This is a genomic window from Paenibacillus popilliae ATCC 14706, from assembly GCF_000315235.1.
GTDB lineage: Bacteria > Bacillota > Bacilli > Paenibacillales > Paenibacillaceae > Paenibacillus_B > Paenibacillus_B popilliae.
On the sequence record NZ_BALG01000160.1, the window covers coordinates 28,433 to 53,603 of the forward strand.

Below are 25,171 nucleotides of genomic sequence, written 5' to 3' on the forward strand. Positions count from 1 at the left end.
GCAGGTCACCTCGTTTGTTCGTATTCGAAATCCTCTGTAAACATCTCCGTTATCGAGCCTTGAATCTCGATATTGTCCGGAGTGCAGATGAAAATATTGCTTCCGAGCTTGGAAATGTTGCCGCTCAACGCATACACCGTTCCGCTCAGGAAATCAATAATGCGCAGCGCCTGATCATTGCGGACGCGCTGCAGATTAACGATGACAGACCGCCGAGAGCGCAAATGATCGGCGATCTCCTGCGCTTCCTCATAGGATCGAGGCTCAGACAGGACAACCTTCGAAGCCTTCTGCGAATGGATGCTCACGATGTTGGACCCTCTCGCGCCCTTGCGCTGATCGAAGGCAGGCGCTTCCAGCTCCTGGTCATCCGCGTGGGTGATCTGCTCTCGTTCGATGACTTCTTCCTCATCCTGCAATCCGAGAAAACTCATGAAACGGTTCATTACGCCCATCATTCTTCCCTCTCTTTCCCTACCAGAATGGAGCCAAGCCGAATCCACGTCGCCCCTTCCTCAATGGCGATCTCGAAGTCGTTCGACATGCCCATCGACAGATGGGCAAGCGGTTCGGCCCGCATCTCGTTCAATTCATCCCGCAATTGGCGCAGACCGCGAAATACCGGTCTCGTCTCTTCCGGCTCCGCTTCATACGGGGCCATCGTCATCAGCCCGATCGGCTGAATGCGCGGGTATGCCTTCAACTCTTCGAGGAAAGGCGCGACGTCCTGTGGCGAGAGCCCCTGCTTCGAAGCTTCTCCTGATATATTCACCTGAATGAAGCAGCGAACGAACTGATCCAGTTCGGCAGCATGCTTCTCTATCGCCTTGGCCAGGGAGAGGCGGTCCAACGAATGGATGTACGTGAACTTGCCGACAACATCCTTCGCCTTGTTCGACTGTAGCGATCCGATAAAATGCCAGGTCGCCTGATCGCCGTACCGCATCCACTTCGCTTCCGCATCCTGCCACCGGTTCTCCCCGACGTCCTTCAGGCCGGCCGCAATCGCCTCGCCTGTCCGATCCGGCGATACATACTTCGTCACCGCGATCGTCCGGACGTCCTCCCGGCTGCGCCCCGCTCGGGCGCATGCTTCCTGAATCCGTCGTTCTACAGCTTCGATACTCTGCTGCAGCGTCATGTCGTCATCCCTTCTTCCAACCAATAAAGCTCATCATGCGGCCGGTTGCTCCCCCCTCCTTGCGATGGGAAAAAAACATGCCGGTATCGCAGCCGGTGCACAGGTTAGTACATTCGATATTTGTTGGCAAAATTCCTGCTTGCTTCAACAATTGTCGATTCAATTCCCTCAGATCAAGCCATGCATGTCCCGGCCGGGAAGATGGAATGACAGCGCGCTCCGCTTCGCCTTCCTCTTCGTTCCATGCCTCCCGGACCTGCTCCAGCACCCGGTTGTCCACCTCATAGCAGCACGGGCCGATCGAAGGTCCGATGGCCACTCTTATATGCTCCATCGAACTGTGATAACGATTCTGCATCATATATACCGTCTCCGGGCCAATCCGGGTTGCCGTTCCCTTCCAGCCCGCATGCGCCAAGGCCACAACCCGCCTCACCGGATCGAGAAAAATAAGCGGCACGCAATCGGCATAAAAGGAGGCCAACATTACCCCTTCTGCATCGGTCACAAGCGCGTCCGTATCTTGAATCGCACTGGCCCGGTCGAACCAGCCCCGGCCCCGGTCTTCCTCCGTAACAGCGTACACGCGATTGCCGTGCACCTGCTCTTTGCATACCCAGTTCTTGAACGGAATGCCAACAGCCGCAGCAACTCGCCGCCGGTTCGCGATGACATTCTCCTCTGCATCGCGCACATGAAGGGCGCAGTTGAGCGAATCGAAGCTGCCCTGGCTCATCCCCCCCAGCCGGGTCGTGAACCCGGCCGCCAGCCTGGGCGTAGCGGTCATCCAGCCGGCCAGTTCGAGAACGTCTGGTTCATCCGGCAAATTGCCTTGACGTCGTACAAAAGGTTCCATACCGTTCACCTCAACCTCCAGTGTACCATAAACTCCAGTCGGAAGCCTACGGTCTCGTAAGTTGAACCGTTGTCTCAAATTCCTCCTGCCGAGGGGAAGTCTTGGCCTCCTCCATCTTAACGAGCACGACATCGGCGCCGATTTTAACAATGCTCCGCCATGGAATGACCAGTTCGGTACCCCCGCCGAAGAAGCCGAGGAACTTGCTGTAACTGGGTACGACGATTGCGTCGATGCGTCCTTGCTTTACATCCAGCTCGACATCACTAACTTGCCCTAATTTTTTCCCGTCCACAATATTGATAACATCTTTTGTTTGAAAATCGGATATTTTCATCGGGATCCCCACTTTCGAAGCAAGGATGCTCATAATCCGCAGGCGTATGCGGACTTTTTGAACATCCTCTCCTACTATAGATATATGGCCGAAGCCTCCAAAATGTCCTCCTCCCTGCTCTCCGGCACAAAAAAAACCGCCACTTCGTGGCGGACGGCAGCAAAATTGTCGTAACCGGATTACGTTCGCACATGCTTTTGCATTTGATTGATAGCTGATTTCTCCAACCGGGATACCTGAGCTTGAGATATGCCGATTTCATCCGCCACCTCCATCTGGGTTTTCCCTTCAAAAAAACGCATCGATAAAATCATTTTCTCTCTCTCGTTCAATTTCTGCATCGCTTCCCGGAGCACAATCTCCTCGATCCAGGACACGTCCTTATTTTTATCATCGCTTATCTGATCCATGACGTATATCGGATCGCCACCGTCATGATAAATCGGTTCAAAGAGAGAAACCGGATCCTGTATCGCGTCCAATGCGAAGACGACATCCTCCTTGGGGACATTCAACGCTTCCGAAATTTCAACAATCGTGGGCTCCCGTGAATTTTGATTGGTCAAGGAATCACGAACCTGCAAGGCCTTGTAAGCAATGTCCCGCAAGCTGCGGGATACGCGGATCGGGTTATTGTCCCGCAAATATCTCCGGATCTCGCCGATAATCATCGGTACCGCATAGGTGGAAAATTTAACGTTCTGCCCCAAATCGAAGTTATCGATGGCTTTCATCAGGCCAATGCATCCGACTTGGAACAGATCATCGACGTATTCGCCGCGATTGTTGAAGCGTTGAATGACACTAAGGACAAGACGCAAGTTGCCGTTGACGAGCTTCTCCCGTGCGGAACGTTCATTCCGCTCCTGCAGAGCCACGAACAATTCTCTCATTTCGGCGTTCGTGAGGAGGGGCAACTTCGATGTATCGACACCGCAAATTTCGACTTTGTTTCGGGTCATTCGTGACTACCTCCCAGGGTAAAACATTACTGTACATTATCTCCCCAGGGTGCTATTTTATTCCTTCCCCCTCTCCCTGCAAGCAGAGGATAACCATGAACCCGCTATGGATCAGGCTAAAATTACGGTCACACCATTTTATTGAATTCCTTGCGCAAGCGCTTTATGATTCGCTTCTCCAGTCGGGAAATATAGGACTGGGAAATGCCGAGCAAATCGGCCACATCCTTTTGCGTTTTCTCCTCACCGTCGGATAAGCCGAACCGCAGCTCCATAATGAGCCGCTCCCGCTCACTCAGTTTGTCAAGCGCCTTATGAAGCAGCTTCCGGTCGACCTGCTCCTCAATATTTTTATATATCGTATCGTTCTCCGTGCCGAGCACATCGCTCAGAAGCAGCTCGTTGCCATCCCAGTCTATGTTCAGCGGCTCATCGAAGGACACTTCCGTTCTCGTCTTGCTGTTCCGGCGCAAATACATTAATATCTCATTCTCGATGCAGCGCGATGCATACGTGGCCAGCTTGATTTTCTTCTCCGGATCGAACGTGTTGACGGCTTTGATCAACCCGATCGCCCCGATGGAGACGAGATCCTCAATGTGGATGCCTGTATTCTCGAATTTGCGTGCGATGTAGACGACCAACCGCAAATTGCGTTCGATCAGCATCGCTCTCACGGCGGCTTCCCCACTGCCCAGCTTCGAGAGCAGGTATTCCTCCTCTTCCCTTGTCAACGGGGGAGGAAGCGCTTCGCTACCGCCAATATAATAGATTTCATCACGCCTCAATCCCAATAAGTACAACAGTCGGTAATAATAAAGTTGCATGATCAATTTCCATTTCAAGCGCATGGCTACTCCTCCTATTTACGTTATTATCACAGGACGCATTCGCTGCAAAGGTTCTTTCTGCTTCTTGCCGGGAATCCGATAGCTGTGCATTGTGCCGGTATGGCCCCAAGCTCGAGCATCAAGATGCCCGATGGGCTGGCGAAATCGGCTCCTCTGGCCTCTGCTGCCCGCTCTCCAGCATATCCGGATGGACAATCGCCTGAAAGGCGCCGTCCCGTGACAGTACGCCCCCGTCGAGCCCGATAATCGCTCGGTTGCAAAGCAGTGTCTCCGTCCCGGTCGTAATCCGTATCTCATCCGGCTTAAAGCCAATCATCCATTGCATTCCTTGATTCACGCCGCGATAGGGCAGCAGCCGGAGCTTCGATACATCGATGACACCGTTAACCGTTTCCAGCATGTCGAACGATTGTGAGGTGCCGAGCTGCTGCAGCCAGTCCTTCGACAGCCATCCCTCCCATATCCTCGCTTCCGTCACCATCACCGGCGCCCCGCTCAGTGGATCATGCAGATGATTGCCCGTATCGACCAATCCGGTCACTTGGCGGTGAACATCACCGATGCGAATATCAACCGTTACCAACTGCCGCGCTACTTGCTGCTGCCGCTTGCTCCATTTCCAGACGAGGCGGAACAGCGCATACGAGGCGGTAAGCGCCGCAATGACCACCCCCATGCCGGCCTGCATTTGCTGGCCGCTGGCAGACAGCCATTCCGAAGTGCGGTGGGCGATCGACCAAAGCCTGGCATCTTGCAGCATATATTGAATACCAATGGAGCCCCCGGCGAGCACGAAGGCAGAAAAATAAAAAACAGCGACATTTTTAAAAAAATATCCGGGATTGCGAAATCCAAATGCAATGAGCAGCATAAATATGGATATCAGTATCTTTCCCGCATAGGTATACAGCAGCGGAAAAGCCGGAATAAACAAAACGAGGGCATAGAGCGTCCCAAGTCCCGCTCCGGCCGCTACCTTCCTGTGGGAATGAGAGAGTCCGCGCATCCAGGCGGTCATCGTCAGCAGCGTCCAATCGAGTGCTAGATTAAGCCCGAATACGAGATCGGCATAGATGACGGTCACTGCGCTCCCTCCTTTTGTACCGCCAATCTATCGTAAGTTAAGGATAAGTATATAGAGGCGGCTATCCGAAGTCTGTCTAAAGGTGGGTGGGGGATTGTTACTTTTTTTGTCGAGAAGCAGCGAACCATGAACGTGGACAAACACGCAAAAAGACGCCTGCCTCGGTAGGCAGACGTCTCGCGTCTATCATCAATCGTTATTATTGTTGCGCGGACGATTCCGCAGGAACGTCGGGATGTCCAGCTGATCTCCGCCGGATGGCGTATTGCCGAACGGACGAAGCGGCGCTTGAGCGCGGGATTCTCCGCCCGTCTCGCTGCTCGCAGGGCGGCGCCCTGGAATCATCGGCGCCGGCTTATGCTCGAATCCAGTTGCAATGACAGTCACCTTAATGTCATCATTCATGTCCTCGTCGATAATTGCACCGAAAATCATGTTCACTTCCGGATCCGAGGCAGCGGTCACAATCTCGGCCGCTTCATTGACCTCGTAGAGCGACAAATTCGCTCCGCCCGTAATGTTCATGATAACGCCGCGTGCGCCATCGATCGACGTCTCAAGCAGTGGGCTCATAATCGCCTTGCGCGCGGCCTCTGCCGCCCGGTTCTCCCCGTTGGCGATGCCGATTCCCATCAAGGCCGAACCCCGTTCCGTCATAATCGTCTTCACGTCTGCGAAATCAAGGTTAATCAACCCCGGCACGGCAATCAAGTCGGAAATGCCCTGGACTGCCTGCCGCAGCACGTTATCTGCCGCCCGGAACGCTTCCAGCATCGGCGTCTTCTTGTCCACAATCTCCAAGAGGCGATCATTCGGGATGACGATGAGCGTATCCACCTTCTCCTTCAAGGCTTCAATGCCCATCTCCGCCTGCGACAGACGCTTGCGACCTTCAAACGAAAATGGTCTCGTAACGACTCCTACCGTTAGCGCCCCGCATTCCTTCGCGATCTCGGCGATGACCGGAGCCGCACCGGTCCCCGTTCCTCCACCCATGCCGGCGGTGACAAATACCATGTCGGCCCCCTTAAGGGTGTTCGTAATTAGTTCGCGGGACTCTTCGGCTGCCTTCTTTCCCACTTCAGGATTCGCGCCCGCCCCTAGGCCGCGCGTCAGCTTGTCGCCGATCTGCAGCTTGTGCTCGGATTTCGCAAGGTGAAGCGCCTGCGCATCCGTATTTACCGTAATAAACTCAACGCCCATTACACCGTTGTCGATCATGCGGTTGACTGCATTGCTTCCGCCGCCGCCGACACCGATTACCTTAATCTGGGCTAATGCTTCCATCTCGAATTCAAATTCCAACATGAACCCTCCATCTCCCCTTCATTGTGCATCGATGGCATGAAGTCAAAGAAACGTTAAATAAATTCGCTAAACATATTTTTTAACCGTTCGATAAAACCAGGCTTGTTCGATGATTCTGCCGGGACCGGCTTTCGTGCGGATGCTTTCTTGGTGCCACCTGCACTGCGTGGTCGGACGGAGCGCATCACATGATGCAACACCCCAACACCACTTACGAATCCTGGATCGCGCACTCCGATGTAATCAGGCACCGCAATCCGAACCGATGTCTGCAGCTCGGCCTGTGCGGCAATCAACACACCAGCCATAGAGACGGTGCCTCCCGAAAGAATGTACCCGCCAGGAAGCTCTGTGAAACCTAGACGCTTCACTTCATTTTTTACAAGCTGAAAAATCTCTTGAACGCGAGGCTCAATGATATTCGCGAGGAATACTTGATTGAATTCCTTCTCCACGTTGCTCCCGATGCGGACGACTTTGAACACTTGATCCTCCAATGCATCGTCCACCCAGGCGCAGCCGAACTTGAGCTTGACCTTCTCCGCCTGATCGGACATCGTCCGCAATCCATAGGCGATGTCGTTCGTGACGAAGTCGCCCCCGATGGGCAAGGTCGAAGTAGCTGCTAGCGTCCCGTCGCGGAACACGGCAATCGTCGTGGCGCCCGCACCTACATCGACCAATACCGAACCCATCAGCTTCTCATCCTTGGACAGCGCTAGATGGCCCCCGGCTAGAGACATTAGGACCAGTTCCTTGACATGCAACCCCGCTCTCTCGACGCATCGGGTCAAATTATGTATCGCGGTCTTCGCTCCTGTAATAATCGTCGCATCCGCCTCGAGGCGGACCCCGATCATGCCGCGCGGGTCATGGATGTCCTCCAGACCATCGACCACATATTGCTTCGCCACGACGTCGATAATCTCGCGCTCCGGAGGGAGCGCAATGACTTCGGCCGCCTTCAGAACTCGATCGATGTCTTCTTCGCCAATCTCTCTATCCTCGTTCGATACCGCGACGACGCCATGACTGGACTGGAGTCCGATATGATTGCCCGATATGCCAACGTACACTTCCGTAATCTCTATACCGACCATGCGTTCCGCATGCTCCACAGCATTACGAATGGATTGCACAGTCTGATCAATATCTACAATCGCACCTTTGCGAATACCTTCTGAATCAGCAGATCCAACGCCGATGATTTGCAGCGTTCCGTTGTTAATTTCTCCAATGATAGCACGCACTTTGGATGTACCGATGTCCAAACTCACAATGATGTCATTGCTGCTCAACCCGTGGCACCTCCTACTTCCCATTCAATTGGTATATGTTTGTATCCCCGGACACTCAGACACTCACTATGTATTCAACAAAGGATTGGTCATTCCCTCTTTTTTCTTCACTTTTTTTAAAGACAAAATCCTTCCATATTGCAAGTGCCACTTCCGGTCCGTCTTGTCTTCTACAAGTCTGAAAAATGCAGGTTCAAAAAGAAGGGGAGTTTAGGAAATACCATAAACTTTATTCTAGCATTTATTCCGTTTATTGAGTAGAGTTTTTTCTTTATCCACATTCTGTTTTCCTATTTTAGATTATCCTCATCCATTTGTTCCTCTTTTGCCCCTATCTCGCCCAGCTCCTCCGGAAGACTGGAATACGGAATATAGGAATCGGCCTTGAGCATCGTTATGCGGCCGGGCTCCTTCATCTCGACCACACCGCTTAAATACGTGATCTTGTCGGGCAACGCCGATACGGTCGTGACAACCTCGAATCCGGAGCGCGTATACATCTTAATCCGGTCCGGGTACGAGGAAGACGGATAAAAGCTAATCTCGGAAATGTCGGCCAGCAGCCCCTTCGGAATGTTGGCCAGCTGTTGGCTCAACTGCCCTCTCACCTCGGCTTGTCCGCCCCATTTGGTCAGCACGGGCATCTCCAGCACGGTCTTCAGCTGCGCGCTCGGCTTCACGACGGTGCCGTTCTCCAGACAAGCCAGAACCTGTCCGTCCGCGCTCAATTCGTAGGCAACGGCGGCATACTCATGAACATATACTTCAACAATGCCAGGGAAATGCTTGACCATATTCACCGATTTGACAAATGGGAACTTTTCTTGAATTCGCGCGTTTATCGTTGCCTCGCTCGTCCCAAAGAACGGTTCTCCGGGCTTCAGTCCACTGACTTCGCCCAGTTCGGCCTTCGCCACGAAGTGCTCCCCGATCCAACGCACTTCCGTAACCTTGCTTATCGGTGAACGGAAGAACAGCACGAGCAGCAACACAATGCATAGAATGGACAGCAGCCAAATCATCTTCACAGCTGCGCGATTCTTCTTCGGCGGCTTCCCTGGAAGCGGGGGAATACTACGTAAATGCAACCGCTCACCCCCTCCATTCTCTCTCCTTAAAAGTTAGTTCGCCATAATACCCACAATCCCCTCCTTGTTAGAGGAGGGGACTCGCAGTAGCTTTATCCATTGGCAAGGTCAAGCTTGGGTACCGCGGCGAACCGCTCGATGTTCGCGCCAAGTCGGCTGAATATATGCTCAATCCGGTCATAGCCGCGATCAATATGATGGACATTCTCGATAACCGTTCGGCCCTGCGCGGCCAAGCCTGCGATAACAAGAGCGGCTCCCGCGCGAAGGTCGGTCGCTTCCACCGTCGTGCCGTACAGCATAGACATGCCTCGTACAAACGCTGTGCTCAGATCGACACGGATATCGGCACCCATGCGGGACAATTCATCCACATGCTTGAAGCGGCCCTCGAATATCGTCTCCTTCAGCACGCTTACCCCGTCGGCAAGCGACATCAACACCATCAACTGCGATTGCAGATCGGTTGGGAATGCCGGATAAGGAGACGTGACGATCCGATCTACCGCCTTCGCCCTACCGAAGCTGGTTACATTGATTATACCATCACTCGTAGCGATCTGAACACCGGCACGGCGAAGAATATGAATCAATGAGGTCAAATGTCCGGCATATGCATTAGTCAGCGTCACCGCTCCCCTTGTCGCGGCCGCGGCAATCATCAGCGTGCCGGCTACGATCCGGTCCGGGATAATCGAATATCGGCAGCCGTACAGACTGCTGACGCCTTCAATCACGATCGTTCCGCTGCCTGCTCCGCTTACATTGGCACCCATCTGATTCAAGAAGTTCTGCAGGTCGGTTATTTCCGGCTCCCGGGCAGCATTCGTGATGACGGTCGTTCCTTCCGCAAGCACGGCGGCCATCATTACGTTCTCCGTCGCGCCAACGCTCGGGAAATCAAGATGGACGTCCGTTCCGACGAGCCGCGCTGCACGGCACATGACGCGGTGACCGCACTGCTCCACTTCCGCTCCAAGCGCCTGCAGGCCCCGTAAATGCAAATCGATCTTGCGTTCGCCAATAGCGCAGCCGCCAGGCTGAAAAATTTGAACTTCCTTAAAACGCGCAAGCAGCGGCCCCATCAAAAAAATGGATGAGCGCATCTGTCGCATCAAATCTTCCGGCACATGGACCGAATGAGTACCGGTGGCATCCAATGTGACCGTATAACCGTCTTGAACGGCCCGACAGCCCAAGCGGCGCAAAATGTGCAGCATTACTTCAATGTCGAGTAATTGCGGAACATTATCGAGCTTGACGACACCGTCGGCCAGGATCGCGGCTGCTAAAATCGGTAAAGCGGCATTTTTGGCTCCATGGATACGAATGGTCCCCGATAGAGGCTTCCCACCCTCAATCACCAATTTGTCCAATGTATCACCTCCGTGATTACCGCTCACCCACCACCAACACTTCCGGCACCAACTCGACACCATTTCGGTCTTTTATCGTTTGTTGGATGCGATCCATCAGGGTGAGCACGTCTGACGCTGTTGCTTGCCCGGTGTTTACAATGAAATTGGCGTGTAGCGTGGATATTTCGGCTCCGCCGATCCGGAATCCCTTCAGTCCGGCTTCTTCAACGAGCCGGGCCGAGAAATCTCCTGGCGGGTTGCGGAACACACTCCCCGCGCATGCGGCTTGCAGCGGTTGCGTCCGCAGACGCCGTTCCTTATTGGCTGCGTTCAAGGCTTTAATCTCATGCCGGTCCCCGTGCTCCAGTCGGAACGTCGCCTCCAGTACGATGCCCCTGATCTCGTGCAGCACGGAGCGGCGGTACGCGAACTTCATATCTTCCGCTCTGTATCGCACCAATTCCCCTGTCTCCAGTACAATCTCAGCAGATTCAAATATTCGTGACACGTCAGACCCGTGCGCGCCGGCATTCATATAGACGGCTCCGCCGACCGTGCCGGGAATGCCGCCCGCATATTCCAGTCCCGACAGCCCCATATTGCCAGTGAGCACGGACAGCTTGATGAAAGAAAGCCCGGCTCCGGCCTGCACCAGATTGTCTTCCTGCCGGACATCATCAAGCGCATGCCCGGTATGAATGACAACGCCTCGCACCCCCTTATCGGATACGAGCATATTGGAGCCGCGCCCTAAGGCCATCCATGGCAGTTGCATGTCATGAAGCAGCCGGACAGTCTGAACGATCTGCTCTTTGCCGGCAGGCTCGACGAGCACATCCGCCGGACCTCCGATTTTCCAGGTTGTATACGGTGCAAGCGGCTCATTTATTTTGTACTTGCCCAAGTTCAAATCTGAATAACGAGATATAAATTGCTGCAGCATATGATGAACCTCCTTAACCCAACTCATCCTGTCGTCCGCGATAGAACGATGCAACGTCCGTGTCCGGCAAGCGGCACTGGCTGTCACGATGTATAGGGTATCTTATGTAGCCGTAACACGTTGTGTGACAGGTGCCCAGACGGAAAGGGCCGCACTTTGCCTATGGTCGTCCTGCTTGCACGCCGGACCCCCCGGCTCGCCGCAGCCCGGTAACGTGTTGGAAGCACCTGTACGCAGGGAGGGCTGTCGCCCTCCCTTGCAACGGGTCCGAGACACACAAATCGGGCAAGCTTCACTTGCCCGTCAATCGTTCCAGTTCAATTCCGACTCGCTCCGCGGCGTCCGGGTGGCCGAACGCTTTGGCCCGAGTTGACATCCGGCTTCGCGCCTCCTCATCGGTCATTAACCGCTTGATCGTATCGAAGAGCACGTTCGAGCTAAGCTCCCGCTCCAGCATCATCATGGCCGCCTCGGCGTCCGCCAGCGACCGCGCATTGGCCTCCTGGTGGTTATTCGTCACATTAGGAGACGGAATCAAGACCGACGGGATGCCAAGCGATGTCAGCTCAGCTAGCGAGGAGGCCCCTGCACGACTCACAGCGAGCGTCGTCGCGGCCAGAACTTCCGGCATATTGCCGATATAGGGAAGCACATGCAGATGATTGCGCACGGACTCGCTCGATTTGCGGACGGCCGCCCGTGTATGCTCGTAATAATGCTGACCAGTAACGTAGACGAAATGAACGTCCGGCAGTTGCTTCAGCAGCGGGACCATGCCAATCATCGCCTGATTTATCGCCTGTGCGCCGCGGCTGCCGCCGACGATAAGCACGACGCGGCTGTCCATCGGCAGGCCGAGCGAGGCGAAGCCCCGTTCCCGGTTCGCCTGCGCGACCGCCGTCGCCCGCGGATTGCCGGTGTAGACGACCTGCTTCGCCTTCTTGAAATAGCCGGCCGATTGCTCGAAGCTGACCGCCACCGAGCTGACATAACGGCTGAGGAACTTGTTGGTCAGTCCGGGAATGACATTCTGTTCATGGACGAGCGTCGGGATGCCCAGCTTGGCTGCCGCATATACGACCGGCCCGCATACATACCCTCCGGTTCCGATGACGACATCCGGCTTGAATTCGGCCAGCATCGCCTTCGCCTTGTTCACGCCCTTCAGGAAGCGCACGACCGTTTTGACGTTGTCAAACGAGAGCTTGCGGCGAAATCCGGTAATGTCAATGGAGGCAAAAGGGAGGCCTTCCTCAGGAACAAGCCGGCTCTCCAGGCCTTTATCGGTTCCAATAAATAAAAAAGTACAGTTGGGATAGCGTTTCTCGCATTCCCTCGCGATGGCGACAGCCGGATAAATATGTCCTCCCGTGCCGCCGCCGCTGAGCACGACGCGCATCTCGTTCACCTCGCATAACGTGATATGTTCAACAAGATGCCTAGTGAAGTCAGCATCAATGTCAAGGAAGAGCCGCCATAGCTGATGAGTGGCAGCGTTATGCCTGTCACCGGCATCAAGCCGATGACGACGCCAATATTGATAAGAACCTGCACGGCTACGATGCCGACGATGCCGATAGCCAACAGACTGCCGAACGTGTCAGGGGCCGTCATGGCCGCCCGCATACCGCGCCATACTAGAATTAAGAATAGCATTAACACGGTGACGCCGCCAATGAAACCAAGCTCTTCCGCCAAGATGGAGAAGATAAAATCGGTCTGCGGCTCAGGCACATAATTGTATTTCTGACGGCTCGCCCCCAATCCGAGGCCGACCAATCCGCCCGGGCCAATCGCATACAGCGACTGGATCGACTGATACCCTGCACCAAGCGGGTCCTGCCACGGATCGAGAAAGGCGGTGATGCGCTGCAATCGATAAGGCGCCGCCAGAATAAGGCCGACGAACCCGGCCACCCCGACGAGGGCCAGCGAGGCGATATGCTTGATCCGGGCCCCTCCCGTAAAGATAAGCAGCAGCGAGGCGCCCATCATAACGGTGCCTGTCCCAAGATCCGGCTGAAGCATAATGAGCCCGAACGCCGCTCCCATCACCCCGAGGGGCGGCAGAAGCCCGGTCATGAACCGAGCGATTCTTATCTGCTCGTCGGACAGCATTTTGGCCAAAAACATAATCATGCCGAGCTTCATGAATTCCGAAGGCTGGATGCCGAACGATCCGATGCCGAGCCAGCTGCGTGCGCCGCCCCGGACGTCTCCGATGCCCGGGATAAGAACGATGATAAGCAGCCCGAAGCAGGTAAGCAATCCGACCTTCGCATACCGGGACCATATTCGGTAATCAGCGTTCATCGTGACGAACATGGCGGCTAGTCCAAGTACGGCGAACAGCAGCTGCCGCTTGACGAAATAAAACGAGTCGCCGTAATCGTGAAAGGCGATGACGGCGCCGGCACTATACACCATGACAATTCCTATCCCCAGCAAAGAGAGGATAGAGCCGATAAGCCACAAATCGGGAGCGGTCCGTGCTTTGGCCATTGCGGTACACCTCATTGGACAATGTAGGGGCCTTGAACACCCCCCTGCTTAAAGACTATGCACCGCCGCCTTAAACATTCGTCCACGCTCTTCATAGGAAGGGAACATATCCCAGCTCGCGCAAGCCGGCGACAGCAGCACGACATCACCCGGCTTGGCATAGCCCGCCGCCAGGCGTACCGCTTCCGAGACGGCTTCCGATGCATTATTATCTACATTGTCGACGACCGCCACGTTTGTTAAACCCGCCTTCGCGGCGATAGCGGCCAGAATTTCCCTCGTCTCGCCCATCGTGACGACCGCCGCAGCCCGCTCCTCCAGTACCGGTATCAGCTCCAGGAAATCAAGCCCGCGATCCAGGCCGCCCGCGATTAGGACGACCGGCGCTTCGAACGCCTCCAGTGCCATTAGCGTCGCCTTCGTATTGGTTGCCTTGGAATTGTTATAGTACGATGCGCCGTTTACCTCGCCCACGTATTCGAGGCGGTGCTCCACGCCCCGGAATGAACGGAGCGGATCCGCCAGCACCGCAGGCTCGGCGCCCGCCGCAATCGATATGGCGACGGCGGCCAAGGCGTTGTCCACATTATAACGCCCGGGCACACCGATCTCCCGCACGCCGATGATCGGATGCAATTGCCCCGCTTCATCCGCATACACTAGCTGGCGGTCATCCTCCTCTCCTTCGCCGGACGCTTCCGGATAAGGAGGCTCTACGTATACGCCGCATTCGACTCGCTGCGTGGACGACACCCACCAGATCCGGGCGCCAATATCCGGAGCGAGCACCCGGCAGGTCGCGTCGTCCGCATTGAGCACAGCGACATCCCCGTTTGCCATATTGCGGAACAAGCGGGCCTTAGACTGGACATAATCCTCCATCGTGACATGGTAATCCAAATGGGTATTCGATATGTTCAGCAAGCTGGCGACACGCGGACGGAAGGCGGATGTCCCCTTGAGCTGGAAGCTGCTGAGCTCCGCGAGCAATACCTTGTCCGCGCCCGCTTCCCCGGCAGCCTGGCAGAGCGGCGTGCCGATATTGCCGGCGACGATCGGACGAAGCCCGGCCGCTTCGAGCATATTGCCAACCCAGGTCGTCGTTGTCGTCTTGCCGTTGCTGCCCGTGATGCCGATAATCGGCGCCGAACTGAGATGATAAGCGACCTCCACCTCGGTCACGACCTCGATGCCAAGCGCAAGCGCCTGCCGTACAGGCGGCGCCGAATACGGAATGCCCGGATTTTTGGCGACCAGTTGGACGCTGGCGTCGAGCAGATCGTCCGGGTGATGGCCGCAGACAACACAAATGCCCAAAGCTTCCAGCTCCGAAGCTTCAGGGCATTTGTGGCGTTCTTTCTTATCATTGACGGTAACGAGGGCACCGCGTTCATGAAACGTCTTAGCTACACTGACGCCGCTCTTGGCCAGGCCGAGAACGACGACGCGCTTTCCTTGGTACGTATCAGGATGTTCCATATGTTACAACCCCTTGTTGATCCATAATCCGAGTCCGGCGAGCACGATGCCCGCGAGCCAGAACGTAATAACGACGCGCCACTCCGACCAGCCGGACAACTCGAAATGATGATGAATCGGACTCATTTTGAATACGCGCTTGCCCCGTGTCTTGAAGGAGACGACTTGAATGACAACGGACAGCATCTCGATGACGAATATGCCGCCGATGACGAGGAACAGCAGCTCCGTCTTCGTCAGAATGGCAATGGCCCCGATGGCGCCCCCGATCCCGAGCGAACCGGTGTCGCCCATGAATATCTTGGCCGGATGCGCATTGAAGACGAGGAAGCCGAGCACGGCACCGATCATGGATGCCGCACACACTGCGGCCGCGATCTCGGACTGTTGCATCGCGATGAGCGCAAAGGCCGACAGCGCAATCGCGCTTGTGCCTGACAGCAGGCCGTCCAGGCCGTCCGTGAAATTGACCGCATTGCTGATCGCCAGCATCATCAACATGATGAACGGATAATAGAACCAGCCGAGGTCAAAACCCCAGGACGTACCCGGAACCGCAAGAACGGTGCTCTGATCCGACTGCCACAGCAGCACGCAGATAACGGCGGAGCACGCCAACTGCCCGATCAGCTTTTGTCTCGCAGTGAGGCCGAGTGAGCGTTTGAACACGATTTTGATGTAATCGTCAAGAAATCCAATCAGTCCGAAGCCAAGTGTCGCGATGAGCAGCACATAAAAATTAATGTCAGTGACCGAAAATTTCAGAAAAGCAAGCGTAAAAGCCAGCAAAATAATAGCGCCGCCCATCGTAGGCGTACCTGCTTTTTTCAAATGTCCTTGCGGGCCGTCATCGCGGACCTGCTGTCCGAACTTGAGCCTGCGAAGCAGCGGAATGGTTAGCGGACCGAGGATGACAGCCAAGATGAAAGATACGCCCATTGTCATTAACATCAATTTGAAATCCAATCCCTACACCTCCCGTAGCCCCACAGACGAATCCGTGTTACGGATCCAGTCATTTACAACTTCTTCAAGTTTCATTCCCCGAGACGCCTTGACGAGCACGCTATCCCCGGGTCTTGCTTCTTGCTTCAAATAAGCTTTCAAGGTCATTTTATCTTGGAATGAGCGCACGGCCTCGGCCGGCAGCGAGCGGCGGGCGCCGGCAGCGATATGCCTGCCCAGTTCACCGAATGTAAGCACCATATCGACCTTATCCGGCGTAAGCTCAGCTCCGATCTCGAAATGAAGCGTCGCTTCCTGCGGCCCCAGCTCCAGCATGTCGGCCAGCACGGCGATCCGCCGTCCGCCCTTCATGTCGGCCAGCACGGACAACGCCGCCCTCATCGAGGTCGGGCTCGCATTGTAGGCGTCATTCAGCACGACCCAGCCTTCCGGCGTGACATGCCGCTCGAAGCGCATGCCGCTGATGCGCGCCCCGACCAGTCCGGCGGCAATCTGTTCGTCCGTCAGGCCGAAGCGGCGCCCGACCGCCAGAGCGGCCATGGCGTTCATCACATTATGCCGCCCCAGCAGCGGGATATGGAAGACCGACTCGCCTTGTCCGCCGGCAGAAGGCACAGCGAATGCCATGCCGCTGCCGTCGCCGCTCATGCGCGTCGGCCGCAAATCGCATCGTTCGCCCAGACCGAAGCGCAGCAAGCGGATACGCTCTCCCGGCTCCCGTTCGGTCAGCGCCAGATCGACAAGCGGCTCGTCTCCGTGGCATACGAACAGGCCGCCGACGCGCAATCCGGCCGTAATCTCCAGCTTCGCCCGGGCGATCTCCTCCCTGCTGCCGAGCTGAAGCAGATGGGCATCCCCGATATTGGTGACGACGGCCACATCCGGTCGCGCCAGCTTCGAGAGCAACTCGATCTCTCCCCGGCCGCTCATGCCCATCTCGAGCACCGCAATCTCCGTCTCCGGCGGCATCGATAGCACCGTCAGCGGAAGCCCGATATGGTTGTTGAAGTTCCCCTCGGTCTTATGTACCCGATACCGTTGCGACAAGACGGACGCAACCAGATCCTTCGTCGTCGTCTTGCCGTTGCTTCCGGTAACGGCGACCACCTCGACCTGGCCTTCCGCGAGATAAGCGGCAGCCAGCCGCTGCAGCGCCGCGTAAGTGTCGTCCACGAGAATAAGCGGCCCAGAAGCACCGGGAAGCGTCCGATCCACCTGCCAGAGCGCTCCGGCCGCTCCGGCTCGCAGCGACGCCTCCACATAAGCATGGCCGTCGAATCGTTCGCCGGCGAGGGGAACGAACAGTCCTCCAGGCAATACGGAGCGGGAATCGGTACATACGCCGCGCACCTTCGTCTGGCCTGCAGACGAGTCGGCCAATGTTCCGCTGCACAGCTCCGCTATATGTTCCAAGGTGGTTTCTATCACTGCACTTTGCCCCTTATCGCTTCACTTGCTACCAAGCGGTCATCGAAATCAAAGGTCTCGCGGCCGATAATTTGATACGTCTCATGCCCCTTCCCCGCAATCAATACTACATCGTGCGGGCTTGCCATATCAATAGCCTTCGCAATGGCGGCTCTTCGGTCAACGATACATTCATAGCGGTGCGGGACGACCTCCATCTCCGTCAGTCCCCGTTCGATGTCTTCGAGAATCCGATCAGGCTTCTCGGTGCGTGGATTATCGGACGTTATGATAGAGTAGTCGGCATAACGGGCCGATATTTGGCCCATAATCGGCCGCTTCTTCCGATCGCGGTCCCCGCCGCAGCCGAATACACAGATAATGCGGCCTACCGCGAACTCCTTGACGCTCTGCAGCACATTCTCGAGGCCGTCCGGCGTATGGGCATAATCGACGATGACCGTATACGGCTGCCCGGCCTCCACGGCTTCGACACGGCCGGCCACGCCCGGCACCGCTTCGAGGCTGGCGCAAATATCGTCCAGCGCGATGCCTTCAATCAACCCGACCGCGATGGCAGCGAGCGCGTTACAGACATTGAACTTCCCGACCATGCGAAGCTGCACGTCGGCCGAGCCGCGGAACGTATGGACGCGGAAGCTCGTTCCCTTTCCGTTCATGCGGATATCCTCCGCCCGAATATCGGCGGACGCCGATAAGCCGTACGTCAGCGTCTCTGCGGCGGTCAGCTTGGCGAAAAGCGCCGATGCCGGATCGTCCGCGTTCAGCACGGCATAGGAACGCTCAACCTCTTGCTTGCAGTATGTGTTCCCGAGCCGAGAGAACAGCAAGCCCTTGGCGTCGCGATACGATTCCATTGTCTCATGGTAATCGAGGTGGTCCTGAGTCAGGTTCGTGAATACGGCCGTCCGGAAGCGGCAACCTTCCACGCGGCCTTGATCGAGCGCATGGGATGAGACCTCCATCGCGACTGCCTCCACGCCGCAGTCGGCCATATCCCGCAGCGAATGCTGCAGCTCAAGCGCGTTAGGTGTTGTGCCCGACATCGGCAGCTTGCGGCCATCATAGCGCATCTCGATCGTGCCGATCACACCGCTTTTGCGGCCGGCGTCCGTCAATATCCGCTCGATCAGATACGTCGTCGTTGTCTTGCCGTTCGTTCCCGTCACGCCGATCAGCTTCAATTCCCGGCTCGGCGAACGGTAGAAGGCATCCGCCAGCACCGCCAGCGCTCGACGGGCCTGACGGACGATGAGCTGGGGAACCGGAAGCGGAAGTTCCCGCTCCACGACAAGCGCGGCCGCTCCCTGTTCAACGGCCTGCTCCGCATAACGGTGGCCGTCATCCGCCGTGCCCGAGATGCAGAAGAACAGATCGCCCGGCCGGACATGGCGTGAATCCACCGCCAATCCGGTCACTACCGTTGCTTCGTCTCCTGTGCATTTCACATTCAGCATTCGTTTGCATGCTTCGGACAATCGCATTTCCTGCATCGTTATTCCTCCGTCTCTGTACCCATGTAGATGCGGATCGTAGATCCCCGCTCCACACGGGTTCCCGGTTTGGGCGCCTGGTGAATGACCGTGTTGCCCGTACCGGATTTGGCTAGTTGAAAATTCATGTTCATATCTTCGTAAATATCGGTCAACGTTTTGCCGACCAGATTAGGAACCGCCACCATCGGCGTCTCATTGTATCTATATTTTCGGGGGACTTGTTTGTGACGTGGTTCCACCCCCATATAATGGAGTGCGTCCTCCATGATGCGCTTGACGATAGGAGCGGCAATCAGCCCGCCGAACTGAATCCCTTGCGGATCGTCTACCGCCGTATAGATGACGATCTTCGGATCGTCTGCCGGCGCGAACCCGACAAAAGATACGATATGCTCATTCGGCGAATAACGTCCGTGCACAACCTTTTGCGCGGTGCCCGTTTTTCCTCCGACCCGGTAGCCGTCGATGAACGCGTTGCGCCCCGAGCCTTGGGCGACGACATGCTCCAGCGCGTCCCGCACCTTCGCCGACGTCTCCGGCGAGATGACCTGCCGGACCAGCTCCGGCTCAACTTCATCGATGATCATCCCCGTCTCGGGATGCTCGAACGACTTCGCCACATGCGGCCGGTATAGCTTGCCTCCGTTGATCGTCGCCGAGACGGCGGCAATCTGCTGGATCGGCGTAACCGATACACCCTGTCCGAACGAGGTCGTCGCCAATTCGACCGGACCGACCCGGTTCAGCTTGAACAGAATTCCCGTCGCTTCCCCGCTCAGGTCGATGCCCGATTTTTGCCCGAAGCCAAACTTCCGTATGTACGCAAACAGCGTCTCCTTGCCTAACCGCTGTCCCAGCGTAACAAAGCCGGGATTGCATGAATTGCCGACGACCTCGAGGAAGGTCTGGCTGCCGTGACCGCCTTTCTTCCAACAGCGCAGCCGGGCGCCGCCGACCTCGATGCTCCCGGGATCGAAAAAATGCTCGTTGTACAAATCGACCTTGCCATCCTCGAGCGCCGCAGCGATCGTAATGATCTTGAAGGTGGAGCCCGGCTCGTACGTCATCCAGATCGGCAGGTTGCGGTTGTACACCTCCGGGGAATACTCCTTGTACCGCCCCGGTTCATAATTCGGGCGGCTCGCCATCGCCAATATCTCGCCGTTGTTCGGATCCATCGCAATCGAGATGATATGCTTCGGCTGCAATTCGAGCATCGCCTGATCAAGTTCCCGCTCCATTATTGTCTGTATTTGCTTGTCAATCGTCAATTGCAAATTTAATCCATCTCGCGGTGGGGCATACGTCTCCGAAGAATTCGGCATCTGGCGGCCCTTTGCGTCGGACAGGTAAGAGACGCTTCCCTGCAGCCCGCTGAGCGCGTCATTGTACTTCTGCTCGATGCCCGTCAGCCCTTGGTTGTCGATGCCGGTGAAGCCGAGAATATGGGAGGCCAGTTCCCCGAATGGATAATATCTTTTATTATCCTCTGCCACGACAATGCCGGGCAAGTTCTTTTCCCGCACCTGCTGCGCCGTTTCGAGCGATATTTTGCGGCCTCCCGGCTTAATATGGACGATAGACTTGCGTACCTTAATCATCCGTTCGACATCTTCCGTTTTCATCTGCAGTACCGGCGCCAGCCGGGCAGCCGTCGCTGCGGCATCCTGAATCTGGGCGGGGACGGCCATAATCGTCGGGGAGGTAACATTATAGGCGAGACGCACCCCGTTCCGATCAAGCACTTCCCCGCGCTTGGCCGTAACCGGGATGTCTCTGCGCCATAATTCCTCCGCCTTGGCCGTAATTTCCCCGCCCTCCCACAATTGGACATAGGCTAGACGAACGACAAGCGCAAAAAAGCCGAGAGACACGAGTCCGATGCTAATGAACAGCCGCTTGCGGACCGTGACATTGGATAATTTCACGGTAACCCCTCCTTTGTCCCACTTGGGTTCATAACCAACCTATTCGGGACAACCAGGGGATAGAACAAGCTATGGCCTTCTTGGCTCCAATTTGATGTCGACCACGCGCTTACCGTTGTCTGTCGAGGCTTTCTGTTCGCTAACGTAGCCTTCTCCCTCGACCCGCACCTCAATGCCCAGCAACGAAGAGATTTCCATAACATCGCGCAGCGATTTGCCCTTCATATCAGGCATGGACAGATTTCCCGGCTCATCGGTCAGCAGGTAGACCCGCTGGCCAGAGCCCAAATATTCGCCCGGCGCCGGGAATTGGCTCTTTACTTCCTCGCCTGATCCGACCGTCTGGAAGACGATGCCCTGCTCCGCCAACTGCTTCTTCGCTTCATGCGGCTTAAGCCCCTGAATATTCGGCGCCTGGAGGAGCCGAATCGGACCTTCGGATTTACCCTCCTCGGCTGGCTTCATCTCATGGGAAGTCGGCACGCCCATATGGCGCAGCGATTTGGAGACGATATTTTTGAACATAATCGGCGAGACGAAGCCCCCGCCCTCCCAATATTTCTGTGGATCGTCGACGACGACGATAACCGCGATCCGGGGATCCTCCACCGGGGCGAAGCCGATGAAGGATACGACCGCGCGCGTGGAGTCATACTCCCCGTTAATAACCTTAAGCGCGGTTCCCGTCTTGCCCGCGACCCGGTAGCCTTCGATGTACGCGTTCTTCCCGGTGCCGATCTCCTGATCGGCAACGACCTGCTCCAAATACTCGCTGACTTGCTTGGCAATTTCCGGTTCGATCACTTGACGCACCACTTCCGGCTCCCGCTCGGTCACTTCGCCGGTCACCGGATCCTCGATCTTCTTCACGATATGCGGCTGCATCAGCTTGCCGCCGTTCGCCACCGCCGAGACGGCCATAATCTGCTGAAGCGGCGTCACTTTAATCTGGCCGTGGCCGTATGAAGCGGCCGCCACGTCCGCCGGATATTGGAACTGAACGAAGCCCTCGTATTCCCATGGAATCTCGATGCCCGTCTTTTGCCCGAAGCCGAACTTGTCGATATAGGACTTGAACCGCTCCTCCTTCAGCATCTCGAAGCCGAGCTTGACGAAGGCGACGTTACTGGAACGCTTCAAGCCTTCCAGATACGGAATCGTGCCCCACGTCGTATTGACGTCATGAATAGCGCGCCCGCCCGCATAAATTTTCCCCGATTGGAAATAGGCATCCGGATCGAACAGCCCTTCCTGAACCGCCGCCGCGAGCGTCACGATCTTGAACGTCGATCCCGGCTCGTAGCCGCCCTGCACCGCCGGATTGAAGAAAGCGCGGTCATTGTCGAAATCCCAATACGAATTCGGATTATACGTCGGCATGTTCGCCAGGCCCAAAATATCGCCGGTCTTCGGGTCCGCGGCAATCACCGTAATCGTATGCGGGGAATATTCATCGTACACTTTCCGGATCTCTTCTTCGATATATTGCTGGATCATGCGATCGATCGTCAAATACATATTGTCCCCGTCTTGGGCCGGTGTGTAAACCTCTGACGCCTTCGGGAGCTTGTTGCCCATCCGATCCTTCTCGTACTGGATCGCGCCGGCCTTGCCGGACAGTTGTTCATTATACAGCTCCTCGATGCCGCCGACCGGATTCCCATTTTTATCGGTATAACCGAGCACGTGCGCGGCCAGGTTGTTTTTGGCGTAGAATCGCTTTACTTCCGGCATCAGGTACAGCCCGATGTCCTGCAAGCTGGCCTTCTCTTTGAGCGACTCCGTGAAGTCGCGCAGCTTCTGCGCGGTCTCCTCCTCGATCTTCCAGCCCTCGTTCCGCACCTCGCGCTGAATCAAATAGGCTCCGGTCTCCGAACTTTTTTTGCGGACAATGTCATAGAGCTCGTTCTCCGGCTTGCCCAGCACCTTGTGCAGCTCCTCTACAATAAGCCGCTCCACGTCGATATCCTCCTTGACGAGCTTATCGAGTGTTTTCAGTTCCTGAATCAGATTCGGATTGACCGCGACCGTATACGCAGGGGCATCCATAGCGAGCACTTCCCCGTTCTGATCATAGATCGTCCCGCGCACCGGCTCGATGGTCTGCTTCGTCGACCACGAGTTTTTCGCCAGCTCCATCCAGAAATTTTGATTCCATACCTGATACCAAAACAGACGGGTCACGATGACAATAAAAAAGAGGGTGATTAAGCCCCCGATTGTCAACGTGCGCAACTTGATTCGTTTGACCATCTTCATCCCTCGTTCAATCATTGCCTATGGCTTGTTTGTATACTTGAATCTCTAGCGGCGTCTCGGGAAATACAAGCCCGTTCTTCCGCGCGATCTCTTCAACCTGCTTCCAATCCGACAGCTTTTCGACTTCTACTCGCAACACGGAGGTCTGATCCTGCAGCGAAATCGTCTCCCGCTTCAAATCCTGAATGTTCCGGTTCATATCGTAGATTTGGGCATATCGCCCGATAAGAACGAGCGCTACGGCCGTGCACAATAGAATGGTCAGCAGATACAACAGCTTCTCCCTCGTCGGCAATGTGTTCTTGCGGACGACGGTCTTCGTTGTCTGGCGAACCTTGGGCCTCGGCTGCTGCTGTTTCTCCGGCCGGACGGCCAAATTACCGCGAGTATAAGCCATCTTCTGCTCTCCCTTTCATTACAATTTCTCGGCGACCCGCAATCTCGCGGAGCGAGAACGCGGGTTGCACTCCAACTCTTCCACGCTCGGCACAATCGGCTTGCGCTTCGGCAAAATCAAAATATCCTGCTTGCCGCAGGCACACATCGGCAAATCCGGCGGACAAGTGCAGCGGTTCATATACTGGTTGAATGTCTGCTTGCATATCCGATCCTCCAAGGAATGGAAGGTAATTACAGCGACCCTTCCGCCCGGCTTCAAGCAATGGGTTGCCTGATGAAGCGCCTGCTCGAACGCGCCCAGCTCGTCGTTGACGGCGATACGGAGCGCCTGGAAGCTGCGCTTGGCCGGATGGCCTCCCGTTCTTCGGGTTGCCGCTGGAATCCCGGCCTTGACCAACTCGGCCAATTCGCCGGTCGTCTCGATCGGATGATCCGCCCTTGCTTCCGCGATGCGGCGGGCGATGCGGCGGGAAAATTTCTCTTCCCCATACTCGAACAGGATGCGGGCGATCTCCCCTTCCGGCCACTCATTCACAATCTCGCGGGCCGTAAGCGAATGGCTCCGATCCATGCGCATGTCCAGCGGTGCGTCATGCTGATAGCTGAAACCACGCTCCCCTTCATCAAGCTGCGGCGACGATACCCCGAGGTCGAACAGAATTCCGTCCACCTGCGGCACGCCATTGGCAAGCGGCACCTCTGCCTGATACAGAGCGTCCTCGATATGGCGGAAATTCGTCTTGATCATCGTCACCCGGTCAAGGTAGGGTGCCAGCACGTTCGCGGCATTGTCCAAAGCCCAATCGTCCTGATCGAGCGCGATAAGCCGACCGTCTGTGGACAGCAGGGATGCAATGGCGAAGCTGTGTCCTGCCCCTCCCAGGGTACAATCAACATAGATGCCGTCAGGGCGCACATTCAGTCCGTTCACAGCCTCCTCTTTTAACACCGTTATATGATGAAACACATGTTATTCCTCCTAGTTCTTCCTGTTCCTGTCTATGTTGTCTTTCACTTTGCCATGCGCATTCTGAATGACCGGTTTCCTCTCAAAAATCAAAGTCAACCAATGTCTCAGCCATTTCTTCAAAGGTGGATGCGGACTGCTGCACATAGTGTTCCCAAGCGTCCTTGCTCCAAATCTCCACCCGGCTCTGCACGCCGATAATCATGCATTCCTTGTCCAGCTTGGCATGCTGCCGTAGATGAGCGGGAATGTTGATCCGGCCCTGCTTGTCCCACTCGCATTCGGTGGCGCCGGAGAAGAAAAAGCGGGTAAAGGCCCGTGCGTCCGCCTTCATCAAGGGCAATGCCTTCAATTTCTGTTCGAGCAGACCCCACTCTTCCATCGGGTAGATGAACAGACATTGATCCAGGCCACGCGTGAGTATAAATGTGGAGCCCAAGGAGTCACGCAGCTTAGCGGGAATGATTAGGCGGGCTTTGTCATCGATGCTATGTTGATATTCACCCATAAACATCTGCCAC

At 56.0% G+C, this 25,171-nt stretch carries 23 protein-coding genes; all 23 read right to left on the reverse strand.

The window, feature by feature from the left end:
- Nucleotides 1–5: 5 nt before the first annotated feature.
- Nucleotides 6–455: a cell division protein SepF gene (locus PPOP_RS10975; protein ID WP_006286410.1), complete on the reverse strand. Its 450-nt coding sequence runs from the start codon at nucleotides 453–455 to the stop codon at nucleotides 6–8.
- Nucleotides 455–1,141, reverse strand: a complete 687-nt coding sequence (locus PPOP_RS10980; RefSeq protein WP_006286411.1) for a YggS family pyridoxal phosphate-dependent enzyme — start codon at nucleotides 1,139–1,141, stop codon at nucleotides 455–457. Before PPOP_RS10980 ends, PPOP_RS10975 begins: the two co-directional genes overlap by 1 nt.
- A 4-nt stretch (nucleotides 1,142–1,145) precedes the next feature.
- Nucleotides 1,146–1,997 (reverse strand): peptidoglycan editing factor PgeF, encoded by an 852-nt coding sequence (gene pgeF, locus PPOP_RS10985; RefSeq protein ID WP_042228472.1) that lies wholly within the window; start codon nucleotides 1,995–1,997, stop codon nucleotides 1,146–1,148.
- A 46-nt stretch (nucleotides 1,998–2,043) separates the two neighbouring features.
- A complete protein-coding gene (locus tag PPOP_RS10990; RefSeq protein ID WP_006286414.1) occupies nucleotides 2,044–2,334 on the reverse strand; it encodes a YlmC/YmxH family sporulation protein in 291 nt (96 codons plus the stop codon).
- Nucleotides 2,335–2,513: 179 nt separating this feature from the next.
- Nucleotides 2,514–3,296: an RNA polymerase sporulation sigma factor SigG gene (sigG, locus tag PPOP_RS10995; RefSeq protein WP_006286415.1), complete on the reverse strand. Its 783-nt coding sequence runs from the start codon at nucleotides 3,294–3,296 to the stop codon at nucleotides 2,514–2,516.
- A gap of 128 nt (nucleotides 3,297–3,424) precedes the next feature.
- Entirely contained in the window at nucleotides 3,425–4,147 is a 723-nt protein-coding gene (gene sigE, locus PPOP_RS11000; RefSeq protein ID WP_006286416.1) for an RNA polymerase sporulation sigma factor SigE, read from the reverse strand.
- 118 nt (nucleotides 4,148–4,265) lie between these two features.
- On the reverse strand, nucleotides 4,266–5,231 hold the full coding sequence (locus tag PPOP_RS11005) for a sigma-E processing peptidase SpoIIGA (protein ID WP_006286418.1): 966 nt from the start codon (nucleotides 5,229–5,231) through the stop codon (nucleotides 4,266–4,268).
- 189 nt (nucleotides 5,232–5,420) lie between these two features.
- Nucleotides 5,421–6,539, reverse strand: a complete 1,119-nt coding sequence (ftsZ, locus tag PPOP_RS11010; protein ID WP_006286419.1) for a cell division protein FtsZ — start codon at nucleotides 6,537–6,539, stop codon at nucleotides 5,421–5,423.
- A 53-nt stretch (nucleotides 6,540–6,592) separates the two neighbouring features.
- On the reverse strand, nucleotides 6,593–7,837 hold the full coding sequence (gene ftsA / locus PPOP_RS11015) for a cell division protein FtsA (RefSeq protein WP_006286420.1): 1,245 nt from the start codon (nucleotides 7,835–7,837) through the stop codon (nucleotides 6,593–6,595).
- A gap of 290 nt (nucleotides 7,838–8,127) precedes the next feature.
- A complete protein-coding gene (locus PPOP_RS11020; RefSeq protein ID WP_042228475.1) occupies nucleotides 8,128–8,925 on the reverse strand; it encodes a cell division protein FtsQ/DivIB in 798 nt (265 codons plus the stop codon).
- A gap of 92 nt (nucleotides 8,926–9,017) precedes the next feature.
- On the reverse strand, nucleotides 9,018–10,301 hold the full coding sequence (gene murA / locus PPOP_RS11025) for a UDP-N-acetylglucosamine 1-carboxyvinyltransferase (protein ID WP_006286423.1): 1,284 nt from the start codon (nucleotides 10,299–10,301) through the stop codon (nucleotides 9,018–9,020).
- A 16-nt stretch (nucleotides 10,302–10,317) separates the two neighbouring features.
- Nucleotides 10,318–11,226 carry a UDP-N-acetylmuramate dehydrogenase gene (gene murB / locus PPOP_RS11030; protein WP_006286424.1) on the reverse strand — a complete coding sequence of 303 codons (909 nt, stop codon included), beginning with the start codon at nucleotides 11,224–11,226 and terminating at the stop codon, nucleotides 10,318–10,320.
- A gap of 292 nt (nucleotides 11,227–11,518) precedes the next feature.
- Nucleotides 11,519–12,625, reverse strand: coding sequence for an undecaprenyldiphospho-muramoylpentapeptide beta-N-acetylglucosaminyltransferase (murG, locus tag PPOP_RS11035; RefSeq protein WP_006286425.1), 1,107 nt, complete (start codon nucleotides 12,623–12,625; stop codon nucleotides 11,519–11,521).
- A 5-nt stretch (nucleotides 12,626–12,630) separates the two neighbouring features.
- On the reverse strand, nucleotides 12,631–13,728 hold the full coding sequence (spoVE, locus tag PPOP_RS11040) for a stage V sporulation protein E (RefSeq protein WP_006286427.1): 1,098 nt from the start codon (nucleotides 13,726–13,728) through the stop codon (nucleotides 12,631–12,633).
- A 48-nt stretch (nucleotides 13,729–13,776) separates the two neighbouring features.
- Nucleotides 13,777–15,207, reverse strand: a complete 1,431-nt coding sequence (gene murD / locus PPOP_RS11045; RefSeq protein WP_006286428.1) for a UDP-N-acetylmuramoyl-L-alanine--D-glutamate ligase — start codon at nucleotides 15,205–15,207, stop codon at nucleotides 13,777–13,779.
- Nucleotides 15,208–15,210: 3 nt separating this feature from the next.
- Nucleotides 15,211–16,173 carry a phospho-N-acetylmuramoyl-pentapeptide-transferase gene (mraY, locus tag PPOP_RS11050; protein WP_006286430.1) on the reverse strand — a complete coding sequence of 321 codons (963 nt, stop codon included), beginning with the start codon at nucleotides 16,171–16,173 and terminating at the stop codon, nucleotides 15,211–15,213.
- 3 nt (nucleotides 16,174–16,176) lie between these two features.
- Complete coding sequence (locus PPOP_RS11055; protein WP_006286431.1) at nucleotides 16,177–17,601, reverse strand: UDP-N-acetylmuramoyl-tripeptide--D-alanyl-D-alanine ligase; 1,425 nt, start codon at nucleotides 17,599–17,601, stop codon at nucleotides 16,177–16,179.
- Nucleotides 17,598–19,094 carry a UDP-N-acetylmuramoyl-L-alanyl-D-glutamate--2,6-diaminopimelate ligase gene (locus PPOP_RS11060; protein WP_006286433.1) on the reverse strand — a complete coding sequence of 499 codons (1,497 nt, stop codon included), beginning with the start codon at nucleotides 19,092–19,094 and terminating at the stop codon, nucleotides 17,598–17,600. The genes PPOP_RS11055 and PPOP_RS11060 overlap by 4 nt, the downstream gene beginning before the upstream one ends.
- A 2-nt stretch (nucleotides 19,095–19,096) precedes the next feature.
- On the reverse strand, nucleotides 19,097–21,025 hold the full coding sequence (locus PPOP_RS11065; RefSeq protein WP_006286434.1) for a stage V sporulation protein D: 1,929 nt from the start codon (nucleotides 21,023–21,025) through the stop codon (nucleotides 19,097–19,099).
- A 69-nt stretch (nucleotides 21,026–21,094) separates the two neighbouring features.
- On the reverse strand, nucleotides 21,095–23,278 hold the full coding sequence (locus PPOP_RS11070; protein WP_006286436.1) for a penicillin-binding protein: 2,184 nt from the start codon (nucleotides 23,276–23,278) through the stop codon (nucleotides 21,095–21,097).
- A 13-nt stretch (nucleotides 23,279–23,291) separates the two neighbouring features.
- On the reverse strand, nucleotides 23,292–23,681 hold the full coding sequence (gene ftsL, locus PPOP_RS11075; RefSeq protein WP_006286437.1) for a cell division protein FtsL: 390 nt from the start codon (nucleotides 23,679–23,681) through the stop codon (nucleotides 23,292–23,294).
- An 18-nt stretch (nucleotides 23,682–23,699) separates the two neighbouring features.
- Nucleotides 23,700–24,650, reverse strand: a complete 951-nt coding sequence (gene rsmH / locus PPOP_RS11080; protein WP_006286438.1) for a 16S rRNA (cytosine(1402)-N(4))-methyltransferase RsmH — start codon at nucleotides 24,648–24,650, stop codon at nucleotides 23,700–23,702.
- A gap of 82 nt (nucleotides 24,651–24,732) precedes the next feature.
- Nucleotides 24,733–25,164, reverse strand: coding sequence for a division/cell wall cluster transcriptional repressor MraZ (gene mraZ / locus PPOP_RS11085; RefSeq protein ID WP_006286439.1), 432 nt, complete (start codon nucleotides 25,162–25,164; stop codon nucleotides 24,733–24,735).
- Nucleotides 25,165–25,171 lie beyond the last annotated feature (7 nt).

What these genes read in the sequence shown, in the direction of transcription:
- PPOP_RS10975 (WP_006286410.1), bottom strand. Translation starts at nt 455, where the DNA reads ATGGGCGTAATGAACCGTTTCATGAGTTTTCTCGGATTGCAGGATGAG.
- PPOP_RS10980 (WP_006286411.1), bottom strand. Translation starts at nt 1,141, where the DNA reads ATGACGCTGCAGCAGAGTATCGAAGCTGTAGAACGACGGATTCAGGAA.
- pgeF (WP_042228472.1), bottom strand. Translation starts at nt 1,997, where the DNA reads ATGGAACCTTTTGTACGACGTCAAGGCAATTTGCCGGATGAACCAGAC.
- PPOP_RS10990 (WP_006286414.1), bottom strand. Translation starts at nt 2,334, where the DNA reads ATGAAAATATCCGATTTTCAAACAAAAGATGTTATCAATATTGTGGAC.
- sigG (WP_006286415.1), bottom strand. Translation starts at nt 3,296, where the DNA reads ATGACCCGAAACAAAGTCGAAATTTGCGGTGTCGATACATCGAAGTTG.
- sigE (WP_006286416.1), bottom strand. Translation starts at nt 4,147, where the DNA reads ATGCGCTTGAAATGGAAATTGATCATGCAACTTTATTATTACCGACTG.
- ftsZ (WP_006286419.1), bottom strand. Translation starts at nt 6,539, where the DNA reads ATGTTGGAATTTGAATTCGAGATGGAAGCATTAGCCCAGATTAAGGTA.
- murB (WP_006286424.1), bottom strand. Translation starts at nt 11,226, where the DNA reads ATGCTGCAGCAATTTATATCTCGTTATTCAGATTTGAACTTGGGCAAG.
- murG (WP_006286425.1), bottom strand. Translation starts at nt 12,625, where the DNA reads ATGCGCGTCGTGCTCAGCGGCGGCGGCACGGGAGGACATATTTATCCG.
- spoVE (WP_006286427.1), bottom strand. Translation starts at nt 13,728, where the DNA reads ATGGCCAAAGCACGGACCGCTCCCGATTTGTGGCTTATCGGCTCTATC.
- murD (WP_006286428.1), bottom strand. Translation starts at nt 15,207, where the DNA reads ATGGAACATCCTGATACGTACCAAGGAAAGCGCGTCGTCGTTCTCGGC.
- PPOP_RS11060 (WP_006286433.1), bottom strand. Translation starts at nt 19,094, where the DNA reads ATGCAGGAAATGCGATTGTCCGAAGCATGCAAACGAATGCTGAATGTG.
- PPOP_RS11070 (WP_006286436.1), bottom strand. Translation starts at nt 23,278, where the DNA reads ATGGTCAAACGAATCAAGTTGCGCACGTTGACAATCGGGGGCTTAATC.
- ftsL (WP_006286437.1), bottom strand. Translation starts at nt 23,681, where the DNA reads ATGGCTTATACTCGCGGTAATTTGGCCGTCCGGCCGGAGAAACAGCAG.
- mraZ (WP_006286439.1), bottom strand. Translation starts at nt 25,164, where the DNA reads ATGTTTATGGGTGAATATCAACATAGCATCGATGACAAAGCCCGCCTA.